The organism is Pseudomonas sp., assembly GCF_028293835.1.
Classification (GTDB): domain Bacteria; phylum Pseudomonadota; class Gammaproteobacteria; order Pseudomonadales; family Pseudomonadaceae; genus Aquipseudomonas.
The window spans coordinates 24,616-42,139 of record NZ_JAQGNX010000111.1 but is presented as its reverse complement, the minus strand read 5'-3'; the positions used below and the strand labels follow the sequence as shown (position 1 = coordinate 42,139).

The window sequence follows — 17,524 nt, the reverse complement described above, 5'->3', positions numbered from 1 at the left end:
ACTTGCCATGGTCAATGTGGGCGATGATGGAGAAATTGCGGATATGACTCAAATCACTCACGGATCAACACTCAAAAAGGTTGCAGGCAGACTGCCCGCCGAAAAATAGCCGGGAATTGTACCTGATGGAAGGCTGGGGCGTCACGTTCAGTAGCCAAGCAACGGCTTCTTACGCGCTGCGCGGGCACCTTCGCGGATGACGGGCACAAAAAAGGGCGGTAATCACCGCCCCCTTTCGATTTACAACGCAGACTACTCGGTCAGTTTGAACGTGATGAAGCTCGCACGGCCCTGGCGCAGGACGCGCATGGACACTGAATGGTTCATCGGCAAGTCTTTAGCGACCTCGGTGAAGTTCTTGGCCGTGGTGATCGGCTGATTATTCAAGTGAGTGATCACATCGCCCGGCTGCAACCCAATGCGAGACGCTGGACCATCTTCCACTTCCTTGATGACCACACCGCCCTTGAGGTCGAAGTTCTTCTTCTGCTCAGCGGTCAATTCAACCACCGAGACACCGAGACGATTGCTGCTGCGCTCGATGCCCTCTTCAGGAATGCCCATTTCCTGGCCCTCTTCCGGCAGCGCACCGACGGTGACGGTCAGGGTTTGACGCTTGCCGTCACGAATCACTTCCAGCTCAGCCTTGCTACCGTCCTTCATATTGCCGACCAAATGCGGCAAGTCGGCGGACATGACGATTGGCTGCCCATTGGCGCTGAGGATGACGTCACCCACTTGCACGCCACCTTTGGCCGCAGGACCGTTGTCGAGTACTTGAGCAACCAGCGCGCCGGCGGGTTTGTCCAGGCCAAACGACTCGGCCAGGTCTTTGTTGACCTCTTGGATCACCACGCCCAGCCAGCCGCGATTGACCTTGCCACCGGCTTTCAGCTGGTTGGCAACGTCCATGGCAACATCGATTGGAATGGCGAAAGACAAGCCCATGAACCCACCGGAACGGGTGAATATTTGTGAGTTGATCCCCACCACTTCGCCAGCCATGTTGAACAACGGGCCGCCGGAGTTACCCGGATTGATGGCCACGTCGGTCTGAATGAACGGCACATACGTGTCGTTAGGCAGGCTGCGACCTTTGGCGCTGACGATGCCTTTGGTCACCGAGTGATCAAAACCGAACGGCGAACCAATGGCCAATACCCACTCGCCGACCTTCAGCTTGTCGGAATCACCAATTTTGACTGTCGGCAGGTCCTTACCGTCAATTTTCAGTACCGCAACGTCGGTACGGGGATCGGTGCCGATCAGCTTGGCTTTCAGCTCACTGCGATCGGAAAGACGCACGATAATTTCGTCTGCGCCTTCGATCACGTGGTTGTTGGTCAACACATAACCGTCAGAGGAGGTAATGAAGCCCGAACCCAGTGACTGAACTTCGCGCTGGCGGTCACCACCCTTGGGATTGCGCTGGCCTTTTGGAAGGCTGTGCTCGAAAAACTCACGCAGTTGAGGCGGAAGGCCCTCCAGGTCCGGCATTTGCCCACTGGCGACGGAGCGATCAGGCATTTTTTGACGCGTGCTGATGTTTACAACGGCAGGTGAAGCTTGTTCGACCAGACCAGTAAAGTCAGGCAAAGCCTCTGCCTGAGCGATAGCCGCTTGACTCAACATCAGTACAGCGGCAACGAGTGACAAATAGGAATTCAAGCGTGGTATCAAGGTACGTCTCCCGTTCACAACGAGGATGGTTAAGCTGCCGGACCGACCGGTCCGAAAAAGCTGGCGTGCGTCGCAGTACAGTGCGCCGGCATTCCGTTTGCCAATGTTCCTGGCCCAGAAACGACCAAGGCCAAAGCAGTTAAGCAATGACCTATAAGAACAATCGAGTGTTTTTGCAAATCGGAAATTTCACAAAACATTTCAGCATCTCAACTGCGAAACAAACTCAAGCCGTGTCGCGAATCATACAACCGCAAATGAGAAAATCTCGTTGACGGCTGCGGCTCTACCGCCGCGCCGCATCAGCCGGCGGTCTGCTTAGGCTGCGTATCGGTACTGCGCATTGAAAGGGCGATTCGCTCAGCGGTGCCAATGGGGATTTCACCCACCACGGTGACCATCGCGTCGCCGGCAGCGGTGGTCACGCGTCGCGAAACTGCAGCCGTGGGGCCTAGTTGGGTCCGGATATCAGTCACGACGGCGCCGTTCAACGGTTCGATAAATACCGAGAATCGCGCCAGGCCGTCGTCATACATCAAACTCGTCAGGAGAACTTTCGAAACGGGGTCTTTACGCACCGAACTACTGCTCAGCTGGAACCCTTCAGGCACCCAGTCAGACCGCCATTTAGCGGGAACGGGTGGGGTGTCGCTTTTAATTTTTGCTGCTTGCACAGGCTTACAATCGGCCGTAGCGTCCAACATTTGATCGGTTGGAATGTCATGAGTATCCAATTCAGTAAACTGGAATCGCTCAAGCAATTGCCCTTTGTCATTTAATAATAACGACTTCAACGGCAGCGCTGTTTCGCCGTCCAAGTGTAATTCGACGCTATATCGATATTGGTCCCGTGGCGTTAGCGCAACAATAGTTGCGTTACGACCGGCGACGCGAGATTTTCCCACGATATTAATATCGTAGAAAGCTGAGAGTCTTTTAGGATCAAATGCTCGTGCCGGAGAATCGGGCTGATTGGTTATGCCTGAAACAAGCGTGCCGCTGACGCATTGGGTAAGTCCGTCAACGCGCAGCACCTCTTGCGCAGAACCGTCGAGCTGGAGCATATGCTCACGGACTTTGCCATCCACTACCCGATGCCAAATCCGATGGGTAGAAAAACTACCGTTACGCTCGTAAACAAAAGTGCCTTGAAAACTTTGCTGCTGCTCAGCCTGCGCAAGACGCCTGAGCATGTCTTGCGCGTCGTCGGCTTGCGCTGGAAGAACCAGCCATCCACCGAGCAGAAGCGGCAATAGAGGAATGGCGCGCATGGTCCTCCTTAGCCTTGGCGAAGCCTTAACGGCTTTCCAGGCTTGCAGCACGTGCGTAAGGCAGAGCGCTTTCAGTCCCTTTCAACGCAGCTTGCTGAGCATGCTGACGCAGATAGCCTGGAAGACGCTGATCATGCCAACCGGCTTGACCTTGCAATACACCGCTGGCCATAGGGCCTGGCGCTTGTTCCGAGCTCTCTTTGTATCCGGCCAGAACTGCCGGGCCTTTCACTTGCGGCACCGACAGGTTCGCCGGCTGTGGTGCTAGCTGTGCAAGCTGGGCACCTGCGATATCGTCCTGGTTGTACAAACGCACGCCCGCCAATACAGCGACGGTTACCGAAGCAGCAACGGCCAGACGACCCAAGCTACGCCAAGGACTGCGCGGCGCTTTGAGTGGACTTACTTCATCGGCAATCGCGGCAGAAACAGCAGCCGAAATATCCAGATGAGGCAACAACAAGTCCTTGTGCATTGCTGCACGAGCCACTTGATAACGCGACCACGTAGCACGTGTATCAGCGTCGTCAAAGGCATTCAATACTCGACGTATTTCCAGCTCGTCCGCTTCGTTGTCCATCACTGCGGACAGCGATTCCTGCAGGGCTTCACGACTCATGGCGGTTCCTCTCTTGGCTATCGCCGCTGTCTCAGGACTCCTGCAACAACGGCTGCAGGGCTTTGTCGATGGCTTCCCGAGCGCGGAAAATCCGAGATCGCACGGTACCCACCGGACACTGCATGACGCTCGCAATGTCCTCGTAACTCAGACCGTCGAATTCACGTAAAGTTAGGGCTGTACGTAAATCTTCTGGAAGTAACTGGATAGTTCGATGGACAGTGCCTTCGATTTCATCCCGTAACAATGCGCGCTCTGGTGACTCGATATCCTTGAGGCCATGATCGCCATCATAAAATTCCGCGTCTTCAGACCTTACATCGCTATCTGGCGGTCGCCGACCTCTCGATACCAAATAGTTTTTCGCCGTATTAATGGCGATGCGGTACAGCCAGGTATAAAAGGCGCTGTCGCCGCGAAAATTTCCCAATGCGCGGTAGGCTTTAATAAAGGCCTCTTGCGCAACATCCTGGGCTTCATGGGTGTCGTGCACAAATCGCACGATCAACCCGAGAATTTTGTGCTGGTATTTCAGCACGAGCAGATCAAACGCTCGCTTGTCGCCGCGCTGTACGCGCTCGACCAGCTGCTGATCCTCTTCCTGGGTTAGCATGAACACTCCTCGGTGGACCTGAAGGAGTGTTGCAGCCGCCCTTTAGCGGGCTTGCAAACATAGACTCGGGCTTTTCGCAAAAGTTCTCCCCTCCAAGCAAGTTTCCTGCGAGCGGTCATTAGCCCGCACGAAAAACGCAGCGCGAACATTGCCGGGCTGCGTGAATAATCTTGTCGTCGATAATTACGCGGCGCTGTTACTTCAGTCACTGCTGCTCCGCACGCAATCGACGCGTCCCTTTATAGGCAACCTGCTATTGAGCTCCGGGGGTGTAGGAAAGTTCCCGGATTTCCCTATCAGATGTACGAACCTTCCCACAACCTGGCTGGAAACATGATTCAGTCCAAAAATTGATGCGATCCGATTTCGGAAAAACCGTATGCACATCTATTCAGACTGGAGCACACTCCGGCCCCGCAGTGGCCACACAATGACATGAAAGCCCCGCTATTGTGCCGTTCCACCCCTCTATATACTAGTGGCCGCATTGGGCGGAGTTCAGACATGAGCCAACATTTTCAACATGACGTCCTAGTGATTGGTAGCGGAGCCGCTGGCCTGAGCCTCGCGCTGACGTTGCCCAGTCATTTAAGCATCGCGGTCCTGAGCAAGGGCGACCTGGCCAACGGCTCGACATTCTGGGCCCAGGGTGGTGTCGCGGCCGTCCTGGACGACGCAGATACCGTACAGTCCCATGTGGAAGACACCCTCAACGCCGGTGGCGGGTTGTGCAACGAAGACGCGGTACGCTTCACCGTCGAGCATAGCCGAGAAGCCATTCAGTGGCTGATTGACCAAGGCGTGCCGTTCACCCGAGATGATCAGCCCCACGTAGAAGACGGTGGATTCGAATTCCACCTGACCCGTGAGGGTGGCCACAGCCACCGCCGCATAATCCATGCCGCCGACGCCACCGGCGCCGCGATCTTCAAGACGTTGCTGGCCCAGGCCAAATTGCGTCCCAATATAGAACTGCTGGAACAGCGGGTCGCGGTGGACTTGATCACTGAGCGTCGCCTGGGTCTGGACGGTCAACGCTGCCTTGGCGCCTACGTGCTCAACCGTGCAAGTGGCGAAGTCGACACCTATGGCGCTCGCTTCACGGCCCTGGCATCGGGTGGCGCAGCAAAAGTCTACCTGTACACCAGCAATCCCGACGGTGCTTGTGGCGACGGTATTGCCATGGCCTGGCGTTCCGGCTGCCGTGTGGCAAATCTGGAGTTCAACCAGTTTCACCCCACTTGCCTGTATCACCCGCAAGCCAAGAGTTTTTTGGTGACTGAAGCCCTTCGCGGTGAAGGCGCTTTCCTTAAACTGCCGAACGGCGAACGCTTCATGCCGCGCTTCGATCCGCGAGCCGAACTGGCACCGCGTGACATCGTCGCCCGCGCCATTGACCACGAGATGAAACGCCTGGGCGTTGACTGCGTGTACCTGGACATCAGCCATAAGCCTGAAGCCTTCATCAAGACGCATTTTCCGACGATGTACGAGCGATGCCTTGAGTTCGGCATCGACATTACCCGGCAACCCATCCCGGTGGTGCCGGCAGCGCACTACACCTGCGGTGGCGTAATGGTCAATGAACAAGGCCGGACCGACGTGCCGGGCCTTTACGCCATTGGCGAAACCAGTTTTACCGGATTGCACGGCGCTAACCGGATGGCGAGTAATTCGCTGCTGGAGTGCTTTGTCTACGCGCGCTCCGCCGCAGCCGACATTCTCCATCATCTGCCGACCGTGCCCATGCCCGAGGCATTGCCCACCTGGGATGCCAGCCAGGTAACCGACTCCGACGAAGACGTGATCATTGCGCACAACTGGGACGAACTAAGGCGTTTCATGTGGGATTACGTGGGGATCGTGCGCACCAACAAGCGCTTGCAGCGTGCGCAGCATCGGGTGCGATTACTGCTGGATGAGATCGACGAGTTCTACAGCAACTATAAGGTCAGTCGCGACTTGATCGAACTGCGCAACCTGGCGCAAGTGGCCGAACTAATGATCAACTCAGCCATGGAGCGCAAAGAAAGCCGGGGATTGCACTACACGCTGGATTACCCGGACATGTTGCCCGAGGCACTGGACACTATTCTGGTGCCGCCCACCTACGTCGGCTGAATTTCAGACGCACGCGTAAGCGACGGTGCTCTTCCGGCGCCAGCGCGTCGCTCGGAATGCACAGACCACGCACCCGCCGACCGAACCGTCGCGGCTCGTTGACCACCCGAAAGCGCAGGACCACAACGAGCGGCAACGCGAGGCTGTCGCGGCGCAGTTGCACGGCTTGCCAACCGCCGCGATCACTCCACAACTGCCATCCGTCGACAGTGCGGCGCAGCCCGGTGAACGCCGCAGGGCTGCTCAGCACAATAAACTGTGGCAACGCCCAACACCCATGAACCAGACACGCAATAGCGCCGAGTACACGGACCCACCAGGACACATCAAGAAAAAATAACGAAAACAGCGCCAGCGCCTGGGCAACCCAGTACGCCGTCAGCAACAGCCGCGAAGCCTGCCAACGGCATTCGAACCGACTACTTTGGCTGGACACGGTCCAGAATCATCCGGACCATGCGCTGTAGCTCAGGGTCTTCAGACTCGGCGCGCTGCATGAACCAACCGAACATGTCCTGGTCTTCAGACGTCAGCAACCGACGATAAAGATCGCGGTCTTCAGCGTTCAGCGTGGAGTAAACCTCTTTTACAAATGGTACCAGCAGTACATCCAGCTCAAGCATGCCACGGCGGCTGTGCCAGTAGAGCCGGTTGAGTTCAACGTCATCGACCATGGAGCGCTCCTCAAATTAGGCGGCAAGTATACAGGCGCAGTTCCGCGCGGCGCACTGAGCTTTGGTCGCAGGAGTTTTCAATTGATCGGTGATCAAACCTGTACCCTTAGGCAAACTCGGCACTATCATGGTGCCCAGACTATTTATCCTGCGATGGCCCATGTCCGACTCCCCTTTCTTCTGCACGCTATCCCACGAGGGCATACTCGCCGTCCGCGGCCCTGACGCCAGTAAGTTTCTTCAGGGCCAACTGACGTGCAACCTCAATTACCTCAACGACACCACGGCAACCCTCGGCGCACGCTGCACGCAAAAGGGCCGCATGCAGTCGAGCTTTCGCATTCTGCTTGAACGTGATGGTTGCCTGCTGGCGATGGCGTCGGAGCTGATCGAGCCACAATTGGCCGACCTGAAGAAATACGCGGTGTTCTCCAAGTCCAAGCTGACCGACGAAAGCGCCCGCTGGGTGCGTTTTGGCTTTGATAACGGGGACGGCACGCTGGTTTCCCTGGGGCTGGATTTGCCGCAAGCCACGGATTCCGTGGCGCGTGCCAATGACCTGATCGCCATCCGTGTGTCGCCGGCTCGCGCCGAATTGTGGGTAGCGGCCGATCAGGCCGAGACCGTGCAGACGCGCATTGCAGCACAGCTGACCCAAGGCTCGCTGAACGATTGGCTGCTGGGCCAGATTCGGGCCGGTATCGGCCAGGTCACCGGGAATACCCGCGAAACCTTTATCCCGCAGATGCTGAATTTGCAGGCAGTAGGCGCCGTGAGCTTCAAAAAAGGCTGCTACACCGGCCAGGAAATCGTCGCGCGCATGCAGTACCTGGGCAAGCTCAAGCGTCGTTTGTACCGCCTGACGCTGGCAAACACTGAGCTTCCCGAACCCGGCACCGCTGTTTTTTCGCCGGTTCATGCCAGTGCAGTGGGCGAAGTGGTCATGGCTGCAACGGCAAGTAATGGCATAGAGTTACTGGCCGTGTTGCAGGCTGACGCAGCAGAGGACGGTAACATTCACCTGGGCAGTGCAGACGGCCCGGCCCTGGAGTTGGCAGAGCTGCCGTACACTCTGGACTCCAAGCTCGAAACTCAGCGTTAATCCGTATGCACTACCTGCTCGTTTCCGGGTCCAACCGCAACAACCCCGAGCCCTCGTCGAGTGTTCGGCAACATGAACCACGCTACGCCTATGAGATGTGACATGAACACGATGGCTGACACGGTGCAAAAGGATCTGATCCGGGCAATAAATAATGACGCGCTGTTTTTGCCAACCCTGCCGGAAGTTGCTTTGAAGATTCGTCTCGCCGCCGAAAACCAAGACATCAGCGTCAGCGAATTAAGCAAAGTGATCGCCAGCGATACCGCCTTGTCGGCGCGATTGATCAAAGTCGTTAACAGCCCGCTGATGCGCGGCAGTATCGAAGTGAGCGACCTGCATACCGCTATCACCCGATTGGGCATCAACTACAGCTGCAATTTGGCCATCGGATTGGTCGTTGAACAGATGTTCCATGCCAAGTCGGAGGTGGTTGAGCGCAAGATGCGTGAAATCTGGATAAAAAGCTTGCAGGTAGCGGGCATCAGCTACGTGTTGTGCCGCAAGCACACTCAACTTAAACCCGATCAGGCGACGTTGGCGGGGATGGTGCACCTGATCGGCGTATTACCAATCCTGACCTATGCCGAAGAGCATTTTGAACTGCTGTCAGATTCGGTCAGCCTTAACCATGTGATTGAGCGGATTCACCCGATCATTGGTGAGAGATTACTCACTGCCTGGGAATTTCCTGCGCCGCTGGCCAAAGTTCCGGGCCAGTTTCAGGACTTTGAGCGTCAGGCACCCCAGGCCGACTACGTGGATCTGGTACAAATCGCCATGCTGCACAGTTATCAAGGTACTCATCATGATTACGCCGAGATCGACATGAGAACCCTGCCCTCGTTTAAACGTCTGGGCCTTAGCTTTGAAGACGGCACGTTGGTCACCCAGATGAATGAAGCAATGAATATGCTTGTCTAGACCATTGCCCGGTCATCAAACAAACCTGCATCAGCCCTGACAAAAATGCACCCGCACCTTCAGCCCACGTTCAACCCCGTCATGGAGGCTGATCTGGGCCAGGTGCGCACGGCAGATTTCGCCGACAATAGCTAAACCGAGTCCCGAGCCTGAACCGTGCGGATAGCGACGGTAAAAGCGTTCAAACACGCGTTCACGGTCCGCTTCGGGAATACCGGCGCCGTCATCTTCCACCTCAAGCACACCTGGCGCACTGACCCGAAGGACGACATTGCCATTCGCCGGGGTATGCGCCAATGCGTTATCGACCAAATTACTCAGCAATTCGTTGAGCAAAATCGGATCGCCGCGCACCCACACCGGGGCATCGGCTTCCAGCGCCAAAGCGACCCCTCTGGCATGAGCCAGCGGCGCCATGGCCATGCCTAACTCACGGGCCAACTGGCTGAGATCGAGTAATTGCGCACCGCCTTCGGAAATCGCCCGGGCGCCGTTTTCGATGCGCGCCAACGACAACAATTGATTGGCCAGATGAGTCAGGCGATCAGTGCTCTGGGCCGCAGCCGCCAACGTAGTGCGCCAGTTCGCCGGATGGGTGTCGCGCAACCCCAGCTCGACACGCGCCTTGAGGGCGGCCAACGGGGTGCGCAACTCGTGGGCGGCGTCGGCGATGAACTGCGATTGGCGCTCGAACTGCACGCGCAGACGCTCGGTGAAGTGGTTGAGCGCGCCCACCAGCGGCCGCAACTCGCGCTGTACTTCGACCAATGGCAATGCGCGTAAATCGTCCGGCTGACGCTCTTCCACTGCGGTGCGCAAGCGCTCCAACGGGCGCAACGCCGCACTGACAGTGAACCAGACCAACACCAGTGCACCGCTGCCCAACATGCCCAGACGCCACAACGTATCGGCCATCAAGCTACGCGCCATGCGCACTCGTGCTTCTTCGGTTTCGGCAACACGAATTTCCACCATGCCGTTCATAGTTGGCTCGCTGACCGGCTTGAGCAAGCTGACCACGCGCACCTCCTGGCCTTGATAACGTCCATTGTAAAAACTCGCCAACGCCGGATAGTCGTCGGTGCGCAAGGTGCCGGGTGGGGGGGCCGGAAGATTTTCATAGCCCGAGACCAACTGCTTGTTGATGTCGTTGACCTGGTAATAAATTCGCCCGGCACTGTCATAGGCGAACGTGTCCAGGGCAACGTACGGCACATCGGCGCTGAGGCTGCCGTCGCGCTGGGAAACCCCAGCCGCGATGGTCCGCGCCGAGGCCAGCAATGTGCGGTCGTAGGCCGTATCGGCAGCTTCGCGGCCGTTCCAGTAAGCGCTTAAACCACTGGCCAACATTAATACCGTCAGCAACAAACCGAGATTCCACAGCAGCCGCCAACGCAGGCTGGTAGGGCCCGCGCGGGTTGCATCACGCATCACGGCTTTCCAGCAAATAACCGAGTCCGCGAAAGGTCACGATAGCGATCGGATGCCCGTCGAGCTTTTTGCGCAGGCGGTGCACATAGATTTCGATCGCGTCGGGACTGGCCTCCTCATCAAGGCCAAACACTTGCGCCGCCAACTGCTCTTTGCTCATTACCCGACCAGGCCGTGCAATCAACACCTCCAGCACCGCCTGCTCCCGAGAGGTCAAAGTCAGCAATTCGTCACCCAGGGCAAAACGCCGTGTATCCAGGTCGTAAACCAATGCCCCGCAGCGCTGCTGGCGCTCGCCACCCAATACGCTACGGCGCAATAATGCTTTGACCCGCGCCTCCAGTTCGGAAAGCTCGAAGGGCTTGGCCAAATAATCATCGGCGCCCAGATTGAGCCCATGCACGCGGTCTTTGACATCGCTGCGTGCGGTCAACATCAGCACCGGCAGGTTTTTGCCCCGGGCCCGTAAGCGCGCCAGGACTTCGAAGCCGTCCATGCGCGGCAGACCCACGTCGAGAATTGCAACCGCGTATTGTTCACTGCTCAAGGCCAGATCAGCGGCCACCCCATCGTGTAAGACGTCAACGGTCAAACCCTGACTTTTCAGGGACTGAGCCACGCTTTCGGCCAGTTGCAGATGGTCTTCGACGAGAAGAACCCGCATCGACTTCTCCAGTTTCTTAGGCTTATAAGCGGCGGAGTCTACAGCCGTGTTGGCCACTGTGAAGCACGAAAACAAATCAGCCATCACCAATGGGTCACTGAAAGGTTAGTGAAAGCTTCACCTTTTAGCATTCAGCAGCGGTAAGTCACCACTGCCGCGAAATTGAAAAACGCCCCGATGCGTTTTCTTATAAGAACAATAAATGGAGTACTTCATGACGCTGTCTTTGCAGCCTCTGGCCCCCTCGCCTGTTCGTTCCCAGCGCATAAACTCAACCGCCCTTGCCGGTGCAGCGGCACTGGCTGGTTTCAGCCCGATGAGCTTTGCTGACTTCGTCGAAGACAGCAGCGCCACCCTCGAAACCCGCAACATGTACTTCAATCGCGATTTCCGCGACGGCACGAGCGCCCAACAGTCCAAGCGCGACGAATGGGCTCAGGGCTTCGTGCTCAAGGTCGAATCCGGCTACACCGCCGGGACCGTCGGTTTTGGTCTGGACGCCATCGGTATGGTTGGACTCAAACTCGATTCCAGCCCCGATCGCACCGGCACCGGCCTGTTGCCGACCCATGACGACGGCCGCGCCGCCGACGAATACTCCAAGGGTGGGCTGACGGGCAAAGTCAAAGTCTCAGCCACTGAACTGAAAATCGGCACGCTGATACCTGAATTGCAAACCCTGCGGCCCAACGACGGACGCATCCTGCCGCAGTCCTTTGAGGGCGGCATGCTGACCTCAAAGGAATTCAAGAACCTGACCTTCACTGGCGGCCGCTTGCAAAAGGTCAAGGATCGCGACGATACCAGCAGTGAAGAGATTGCCCTGAACAACAAGAACAAACGCTTCACCGGCAACGTAGCCGGGAAGAATTTCGACATGGCCGGGTTCGATTACAAACTCACCGAGAAAATGGTAGCCAGCTACCACTTCGCCGAACTCGACGAGGTTTATCGCCAACACTTCGTCGGGCTGGTCGCCTCGCAGCCTTTTGGGCCGGGCACCTTCGGCACCGATTTACGCCTGGCGGTCAGCAACGACCAGGGCGCGGCACGGGGTGGCGACATTGATAACACCTCGCTCAATGGCATCGTCAGTTATGCCCTCAGCGGCCATAAGCTCAGCGCCGGTTACCAGCGCATGTCTGGAGACAGCGCTTTCCCGTATATCGATGGCAGCGACCCGTTCCTGATCAACTTCGTGCAAATCGGCGACTTCGCTGAAGCCAACGAACACTCGTGGCAAGCCCGTTATGACTTTGACTTCGCCAAGCTCGGCGTTCCCGGCTTGACCTTCATGAGCCGTTACATCAGCGGCGATAACGCCAGCGTGAACGGCCATAACGGTGAAGGCAAAGAATGGGAGCGCAACAGCGAAATCAAATACGTAGTACAGAGCGGCACTCTGAAAAACGTCGCGGTGCGCCTGCGTAATGCTACCTACCGCTCAAACTTTGCCCGGGACGCTGATGAAGTGCGCCTTCTGGTCAGCTATACGGTCGCGATCTGGTAAGCGCTTGCCAGCCATTTTCTAAAAACAACAACTCCCCTGGAGACTGCCCATGACTTTATCCTTGCGTCGCTTCGCCCTGGCCGCCAGCTGCCTGCTGGTGGCTACTCAACTGACCGCCGCCGAACCCAAGCGCCCGGAGTGTATCGCCCCAGCGTCACCGGGCGGCGGTTTTGACCTGACGTGCAAGCTGGTGCAAAGCGCACTGGTTAACGAAAAACTACTGAGCAAACCGATGCGCGTCACCTACATGCCAGGAGGCGTCGGCGCGGTGGCTTATAACGCGGTGGTCGCCCAGCGTCCGGCCGATGGCGGGACATTGGTGGCGTGGTCCAGCGGTTCGTTGCTGAACCTGGCGCAAGGTAAATTCGGCCGTTTCGATGAGAACGCGGTGCGCTGGCTGGCAGCGGTCGGCACCAGCTATGGGGCCATCGCGGTGAAAAGCGATTCGCCCTACAAAAATCTGAATGACCTGGTCGAGGCGCTGAAAAAAGACCCAAGCAAAGTCGTGATTGGTTCCGGCGGCACCGTCGGCAGTCAAGACTGGATGCAAACCGCATTGATTGCCAAAGCCGCCGGCATCAACCCGCGTGATTTGCGTTATGTCGCCCTGGAAGGCGGTGGTGAAATCGCAACGGCGTTGCTCGGCGGGCACATTCAAGTGGGCAGCACGGACATTTCCGACTCTATGCCACACATCCTCAGCGGCGACATGCGCCTACTTGCGGTGTTCTCCGAGAAGCGTCTCGATGAACCAGAGATGAAGGACATTCCTACCGCCAAAGAACAGGGTTACGACATTGTCTGGCCCGTGGTTCGCGGTTTCTACCTGGGGCCAAAGGTCAGCGACGAAGATTACGCCTGGTGGAAGGCCGCGTTCGACAAGTTGCTGGTGTCGGAAGACTTCGCCGCATTGCGTGATCAGCGCGAACTGTTTCCTTTCGCCATGACCGGTGCAGAACTGGACGTGTATGTGAAAAAACAAGTGGCTGACTACAAAGTCCTGGCCAAGGAATTTGGCCTGATTCAGTAACCGAGTCGTTTGCTATCAGCGGTCGCGCCCATCATGCGAAAGCGGCGCGACCCAGGAGTTTTCCATGCTCATACAACGAATTTTCGCCTCGGTGTTGCTGCTGGCGTGCATCGGCCTGGCGCTCATGGCCTGGCCGTATCAAGCGGCCTTTTCCTACGAACCGGTCGGACCTCGGGCGTTTCCACTGTTGATGCTCGGCCTGATGATGCTGGGCCTGCTGTACCTGCTGATCCGCCCGACGGCCATCGTCCATACCGACGAAGACCCACAACTGGACCGCCCGACTCTAATCAAGATCGGGCTGTGCACCTTGCTTCTGTTGGTATTCGCCGGACTGTTCGAACCGCTGGGTTTCATTCTCAGCAGCATCCTGATCGGTATCCCTATGGCCCGACTATACGGCGGGCGCTGGATGCCCAGCGTGGTGATCGTGACCTTGATGAGCGTCGGCCTTTACGTGTTGTTCGATAAAGCCATGGACGTTCCGTTACCACTAGGCCTGCTCGACGTTCTGGAGGATTAAACATGGATACTTTTGCCTATCTGGGCCAAGGTTTTGGCGTTGCGCTAACCCCTTACAATTTAATCACCGCCTTGTGTGGCACGCTGATCGGCACTGTCGTCGGGCTGCTTCCGGGTCTCGGTCCGATCAATGGTGTAGCGCTGCTTATTCCCATTGCGTTCGCCCTCGGCCTGCCGCCTGAGTCTGCTTTGATTTTGCTCGCGGCGGTGTACCTGGGCTGCGAATACGGCGGCCGGATCAGCTCGATCCTGCTGAACATTCCAGGTGAAGCCTCTACAGTGATGACCACCCTTGATGGTTACCCAATGGCTCGTCAAGGCTTGGCAGGTGTGGCGTTATCGCTGTCGGCGTGGAGTTCGTTCATCGGCGCATTTATCGCCACCTGCGGCATGGTGTTGTTCGCGCCACTGTTGGCGAAATGGGCGATTGCCTTCGGCCCGGCGGAATACTTCGTACTGATGGTGTTTGCGATTGTCTGCCTGGGCGGCATGGCCGGTGATCGTCCGCTGAAAACCTTCATCGCCGCGTTGATCGGCTTGTTTCTGTCCAGCGTCGGCATTGATGCCAACAGTGGCGTGTACCGTTTTACCGGCGATAACATTCACCTGACTGACGGTATTCAGTTCGTGGTGTTGGTGCTTGGCCTGTTTTCCATCAGTGAAATCTTGTTGCTGCTGGAGAAGACTCACCGGGGCCAGGAAGCGGTGAAAGCCACTGGCCGGATGATGTTCAACTTCAAAGAAGCCAGTTCGGTGTTCGTGGTGAATATTCGCTGCGGCTTGCTCGGGTTCATCATGGGCGTGCTGCCGGGGGCGGGCGCGACGCTGGCCAGTGCCGTGGCCTATATGACTGAGAAACGGCTGGCGGGCAAGACAGGCAAATTCGGCCAGGGTGACATGCGCGGCCTCGCCGCCCCTGAAACCGCTATCGGCGCTTCGGCCTGTGGTGCGCTAGTGCCGATGCTGACCTTGGGTGTTCCAGGCTCTGGCACCACGGCGGTGATGATCGGCGCACTGTCTCTGTACAACATCACCCCCGGCCCGCTGCTGTTTCAACAGCAACCGAACATTGTGTGGGGCCTTATTGCCTCGTTGTTCGTCGCCAACGTCATGTTGGTGATCCTCAACATCCCTATGATCCGCATTTTCACCCGCATCCTTGCCGTGCCGAACTGGGCGCTGGTGCCGGTGATCGCGATCATCACTGCGATTGGCGTCTATGCAGTGCACGCCACGACGTTCGATCTGTTCCTGATGGTCGGTATTGGCATCTTCGGTTACATCCTGCGCAAGCTGGATTTCCCGCTGTCGCCGGTGCTGCTGGGCTTCATTCTCGGAGGTTTGATGGAGCAGAACCTGCGTCGTGCGCTGTCCATTTCCAATGGTGCGCTGGAGATCCTCTGGTCCAGTCCGATCACTTTTGGCGTCTGGGTGCTGACCGCGATCATGCTGCTGATGCCAATCCTGCGCATCTGGCGTAAACGTTCCGTGCAACGTCGCGCCGTGGCAGATGCTTGATCGCTCGCTAAAAACCTGGTGGGGAACACCGCTGGTTGGCCTGCTGGGCGGTTACCTCGCCAGCCAGGTCGGTTGGCCGCTGCCGTGGATGGTCGGCTCGTTACTGGCGATCATAGTGGTGCGCTGCCTGACGCCTTGGCAACTGGGAGAAATCCCCGGCGGACGTAAAGTCGGCCAATGGATCATCGGAATCGGCATCGGTCTGCATTTCACCCCACTGGTGATAGAGCAGGTGATGTCGAACTTTGGCCTGATCTTCTTCGGCGCCTTGGTAACCAGTGTTTCCAGCGTGGTTGGCGTATGGTTGATGCGCCGCACCGGCGAAGACCGTGCAACCGCGTTTTTCTCCAGCATGCCAGGCGGCTCGGGGGAGATGGTTAACCTTGGCGCACGCAACGGGGCCATCCTCAGCAGCGTCGCCGCAGGCCAAAGTTTGCGGGTGTTGATGGTGGTGCTGTGTGTGCCCGCGCTGTTCAAGTACTTCATGGGCGACGGCGCGCCAGTGCTGACGCCGGTCGCAGTGGATTGGCGTTGGTTGCTGGTGCTGTTTCCGGCGGGCGGATTGCTAGCGTGGGCCTGGCAGCAGATGAAACAGCCCAATCCGTGGTTGTTTGGCCCCCTTCTGCTCAGCGCAGCCGTGAGCATCGGCATGGACTTGCACATTGGCTTGCCCCACGGCGGCAGTCAGGTTGGGCAATGGTTGATTGGTAGCGGATTGGGTTGCCACTTCAACCGTTCTTTCTTTCGACGTGCGCCGTCGTTCATTGGCAGAACCTTGCTCGCAACGGCTTTGACCATGCTGATCGCCGCCCTTGCCGCTGTGGGATTAAGCGCGCTGACCCATCTGGATCTGCGCTCCTTGACCCTGGGCATGATGCCCGGCGGCATCGCTGAAATGAGCCTGACGGCCGAGGTATTGCTGCTGTCGGTGCCCCTGGTGACGGCAATGCAGGTCATGCGCCTGCTGTTTGTGTTGTTTCTGGCTGAGCCGTTGTTTCGGTATTGGGATAAACGGCCGGTTTAAGACCGCGCAGCCTTATAAAAACAAAATCCTACAGCGTTACTTCCGGCAGCTTCCAATCAATCGGGCTCAACCCATTCTGCTGCAGGTACTTATTGGCCCGCCCAAAATGACCGTTACCCAAAAATCCTTTGTATGCCGACAGTGGCGACGGGTGCACTGAGGTTAATACCAAGTGCTTGGTGGCATCGATCAGCTTTTGTTTGCTTTGTGCGTGGGCGCCCCACAGCAGAAACACCAAATGCGGTTGATGTTCACTGACCGCCTCGATGACCTTATCGGTAAAATGCTGCCAGCCTTTTTTCGCATGTGAGGCAGCGTTGGCCCGCTCGACGGTCAGGGTGGTGTTAAGCAGCAACACGCCTTGATCAGCCCAGGATTGCAGATAACCGTGATTGGCAATGTCGATGTTCAGGTCACGCTTGAGCTCTTTGTAAATGTTGACCAGGGAAGGCGGTGTCGGCACCCCCGGCTGCACTGAAAAACACAAGCCATGGGCCTGACCGGGACCGTGATACGGGTCCTGACCAAGGATCACCACCTTGACCTTATCCAACGGCGTCGAATTCAGCGCGTTGAAAATCAGTGGTCCTGGCGGATAGATTTCTTTGCCGGCCGCGTGTTCCTGGCGTAAAAACCCGCGCAACTCATTCATGTACGGCTGCTCGAATTCGTCACGCAGCGCGTGCTTCCAGCCGGGTTCGAGTTTGATTCGGTCGTCGCTTGTCATGGCACACCTGCAGAAAACAATGCGCGGACACTAGAAAAGCCTGCCTCCGATGTCAAATCCGCTGAGCAGAAAGCGCCGGTTCCTGCGATTCTTT

Annotated in this window: 17 protein-coding genes; 8 read left to right on the top strand and 9 right to left on the bottom strand. The window is 57.4% G+C overall.

Annotated features, from left to right (window positions below):
• Positions 1 to 252 precede the first annotated feature (252 nt).
• The 4 genes from JWR17_RS16345 to rpoE form a co-directional block, all read right to left on the bottom strand.
• Positions 253 to 1,632, bottom strand: a complete 1,380-nt coding sequence (locus JWR17_RS16345) for a DegQ family serine endoprotease (RefSeq protein WP_299832977.1) — start codon at positions 1,630 to 1,632, stop codon at positions 253 to 255.
• Between the two features lie 350 nt (positions 1,633 to 1,982).
• Positions 1,983 to 2,951, bottom strand: a complete 969-nt coding sequence (locus tag JWR17_RS16340) for a MucB/RseB C-terminal domain-containing protein (RefSeq protein WP_299832975.1) — start codon at positions 2,949 to 2,951, stop codon at positions 1,983 to 1,985.
• 25 nt (positions 2,952 to 2,976) lie between these two features.
• Positions 2,977 to 3,570, bottom strand: a complete 594-nt coding sequence (locus JWR17_RS16335) for an anti sigma-E factor RseA C-terminal domain-containing protein (RefSeq protein ID WP_299832974.1) — start codon at positions 3,568 to 3,570, stop codon at positions 2,977 to 2,979.
• A gap of 31 nt (positions 3,571 to 3,601) precedes the next feature.
• Positions 3,602 to 4,183: an RNA polymerase sigma factor RpoE gene (rpoE, locus tag JWR17_RS16330; protein ID WP_020288878.1), complete on the bottom strand. Its 582-nt coding sequence runs from the start codon at positions 4,181 to 4,183 to the stop codon at positions 3,602 to 3,604.
• A gap of 504 nt (positions 4,184 to 4,687) precedes the next feature.
• On the opposite strand from rpoE, the gene nadB reads away from it, so the two are divergent.
• Positions 4,688 to 6,304 carry an L-aspartate oxidase gene (gene nadB, locus JWR17_RS16325; protein ID WP_299832973.1) on the top strand — a complete coding sequence of 539 codons (1,617 nt, stop codon included), beginning with the start codon at positions 4,688 to 4,690 and terminating at the stop codon, positions 6,302 to 6,304.
• Here the strand turns inward: nadB and JWR17_RS16320 are convergent.
• Together JWR17_RS16320 and JWR17_RS16315 are read right to left on the bottom strand one after the other, a co-directional pair.
• Entirely contained in the window at positions 6,273 to 6,740 is a 468-nt protein-coding gene (locus JWR17_RS16320; protein ID WP_299832972.1) for a protein YgfX, read from the bottom strand. The two genes, nadB and JWR17_RS16320, sit on opposite strands and share 32 nt — an antisense overlap.
• The gene (locus JWR17_RS16315; protein ID WP_299832971.1) at positions 6,724 to 6,978 is read right to left on the bottom strand and encodes a succinate dehydrogenase assembly factor 2; all 255 of its coding nucleotides are present in this window, start codon (positions 6,976 to 6,978) and stop codon (positions 6,724 to 6,726) included. Before JWR17_RS16315 ends, JWR17_RS16320 begins: the two co-directional genes overlap by 17 nt.
• 160 nt (positions 6,979 to 7,138) lie before the next feature.
• On the opposite strand from JWR17_RS16315, the gene JWR17_RS16310 reads away from it, so the two are divergent.
• Positions 7,139 to 8,080: a folate-binding protein YgfZ gene (locus JWR17_RS16310; protein WP_299832970.1), complete on the top strand. Its 942-nt coding sequence runs from the start codon at positions 7,139 to 7,141 to the stop codon at positions 8,078 to 8,080.
• A gap of 102 nt (positions 8,081 to 8,182) precedes the next feature.
• Positions 8,183 to 9,004: an HDOD domain-containing protein gene (locus tag JWR17_RS16305; RefSeq protein ID WP_299832969.1), complete on the top strand. Its 822-nt coding sequence runs from the start codon at positions 8,183 to 8,185 to the stop codon at positions 9,002 to 9,004.
• Between the two features lie 30 nt (positions 9,005 to 9,034).
• Here the strand turns inward: JWR17_RS16305 and JWR17_RS16300 are convergent, their stop codons facing one another.
• Positions 9,035 to 10,435, bottom strand: coding sequence for a sensor histidine kinase (locus JWR17_RS16300; RefSeq protein ID WP_299832968.1), 1,401 nt, complete (start codon positions 10,433 to 10,435; stop codon positions 9,035 to 9,037).
• Positions 10,428 to 11,099 carry a response regulator gene (locus JWR17_RS16295; RefSeq protein WP_299832967.1) on the bottom strand — a complete coding sequence of 224 codons (672 nt, stop codon included), beginning with the start codon at positions 11,097 to 11,099 and terminating at the stop codon, positions 10,428 to 10,430. The genes JWR17_RS16300 and JWR17_RS16295 overlap by 8 nt, the downstream gene beginning before the upstream one ends.
• 214 nt (positions 11,100 to 11,313) lie before the next feature.
• On the opposite strand from JWR17_RS16295, the gene JWR17_RS16290 reads away from it, so the two are divergent.
• From JWR17_RS16290 to JWR17_RS16270, 5 genes are all read left to right on the top strand, one after another.
• Complete coding sequence (locus JWR17_RS16290; RefSeq protein ID WP_299832966.1) at positions 11,314 to 12,609, top strand: OprD family porin; 1,296 nt, start codon at positions 11,314 to 11,316, stop codon at positions 12,607 to 12,609.
• A gap of 43 nt (positions 12,610 to 12,652) precedes the next feature.
• Positions 12,653 to 13,639 carry a tripartite tricarboxylate transporter substrate binding protein gene (locus tag JWR17_RS16285; RefSeq protein WP_299832976.1) on the top strand — a complete coding sequence of 329 codons (987 nt, stop codon included), beginning with the start codon at positions 12,653 to 12,655 and terminating at the stop codon, positions 13,637 to 13,639.
• A gap of 64 nt (positions 13,640 to 13,703) precedes the next feature.
• Complete coding sequence (locus tag JWR17_RS16280; protein ID WP_299832965.1) at positions 13,704 to 14,162, top strand: tripartite tricarboxylate transporter TctB family protein; 459 nt, start codon at positions 13,704 to 13,706, stop codon at positions 14,160 to 14,162.
• Positions 14,163 to 14,164: 2 nt separating this feature from the next.
• Positions 14,165 to 15,679, top strand: a complete 1,515-nt coding sequence (locus tag JWR17_RS16275) for a tripartite tricarboxylate transporter permease (RefSeq protein WP_299832964.1) — start codon at positions 14,165 to 14,167, stop codon at positions 15,677 to 15,679.
• Positions 15,672 to 16,703: an AbrB family transcriptional regulator gene (locus JWR17_RS16270; protein WP_299832963.1), complete on the top strand. Its 1,032-nt coding sequence runs from the start codon at positions 15,672 to 15,674 to the stop codon at positions 16,701 to 16,703. The genes JWR17_RS16275 and JWR17_RS16270 overlap by 8 nt, the downstream gene beginning before the upstream one ends.
• A gap of 28 nt (positions 16,704 to 16,731) precedes the next feature.
• Here the strand turns inward: JWR17_RS16270 and ung are convergent, their stop codons facing one another.
• Positions 16,732 to 17,430: a uracil-DNA glycosylase gene (gene ung / locus JWR17_RS16265; protein ID WP_299832962.1), complete on the bottom strand. Its 699-nt coding sequence runs from the start codon at positions 17,428 to 17,430 to the stop codon at positions 16,732 to 16,734.
• Positions 17,431 to 17,524 lie beyond the last annotated feature (94 nt).

What these genes read in the sequence shown, in the direction of transcription:
- JWR17_RS16315 (WP_299832971.1), bottom strand. Translation starts at nt 6,978, where the DNA reads ATGGTCGATGACGTTGAACTCAACCGGCTCTACTGGCACAGCCGCCGT.
- JWR17_RS16310 (WP_299832970.1), top strand. Translation starts at nt 7,139, where the DNA reads ATGTCCGACTCCCCTTTCTTCTGCACGCTATCCCACGAGGGCATACTC.
- JWR17_RS16335 (WP_299832974.1), bottom strand. Translation starts at nt 3,570, where the DNA reads ATGAGTCGTGAAGCCCTGCAGGAATCGCTGTCCGCAGTGATGGACAAC.
- JWR17_RS16280 (WP_299832965.1), top strand. Translation starts at nt 13,704, where the DNA reads ATGCTCATACAACGAATTTTCGCCTCGGTGTTGCTGCTGGCGTGCATC.
- ung (WP_299832962.1), bottom strand. Translation starts at nt 17,430, where the DNA reads ATGACAAGCGACGACCGAATCAAACTCGAACCCGGCTGGAAGCACGCG.
- JWR17_RS16275 (WP_299832964.1), top strand. Translation starts at nt 14,165, where the DNA reads ATGGATACTTTTGCCTATCTGGGCCAAGGTTTTGGCGTTGCGCTAACC.
- rpoE (WP_020288878.1), bottom strand. Translation starts at nt 4,183, where the DNA reads ATGCTAACCCAGGAAGAGGATCAGCAGCTGGTCGAGCGCGTACAGCGC.
- JWR17_RS16270 (WP_299832963.1), top strand. Translation starts at nt 15,672, where the DNA reads ATGCTTGATCGCTCGCTAAAAACCTGGTGGGGAACACCGCTGGTTGGC.
- JWR17_RS16295 (WP_299832967.1), bottom strand. Translation starts at nt 11,099, where the DNA reads ATGCGGGTTCTTCTCGTCGAAGACCATCTGCAACTGGCCGAAAGCGTG.
- JWR17_RS16290 (WP_299832966.1), top strand. Translation starts at nt 11,314, where the DNA reads ATGACGCTGTCTTTGCAGCCTCTGGCCCCCTCGCCTGTTCGTTCCCAG.
- JWR17_RS16340 (WP_299832975.1), bottom strand. Translation starts at nt 2,951, where the DNA reads ATGCGCGCCATTCCTCTATTGCCGCTTCTGCTCGGTGGATGGCTGGTT.
- JWR17_RS16345 (WP_299832977.1), bottom strand. Translation starts at nt 1,632, where the DNA reads ATGTTGAGTCAAGCGGCTATCGCTCAGGCAGAGGCTTTGCCTGACTTT.
- JWR17_RS16300 (WP_299832968.1), bottom strand. Translation starts at nt 10,435, where the DNA reads ATGCGTGATGCAACCCGCGCGGGCCCTACCAGCCTGCGTTGGCGGCTG.
- JWR17_RS16305 (WP_299832969.1), top strand. Translation starts at nt 8,183, where the DNA reads ATGAACACGATGGCTGACACGGTGCAAAAGGATCTGATCCGGGCAATA.
- nadB (WP_299832973.1), top strand. Translation starts at nt 4,688, where the DNA reads ATGAGCCAACATTTTCAACATGACGTCCTAGTGATTGGTAGCGGAGCC.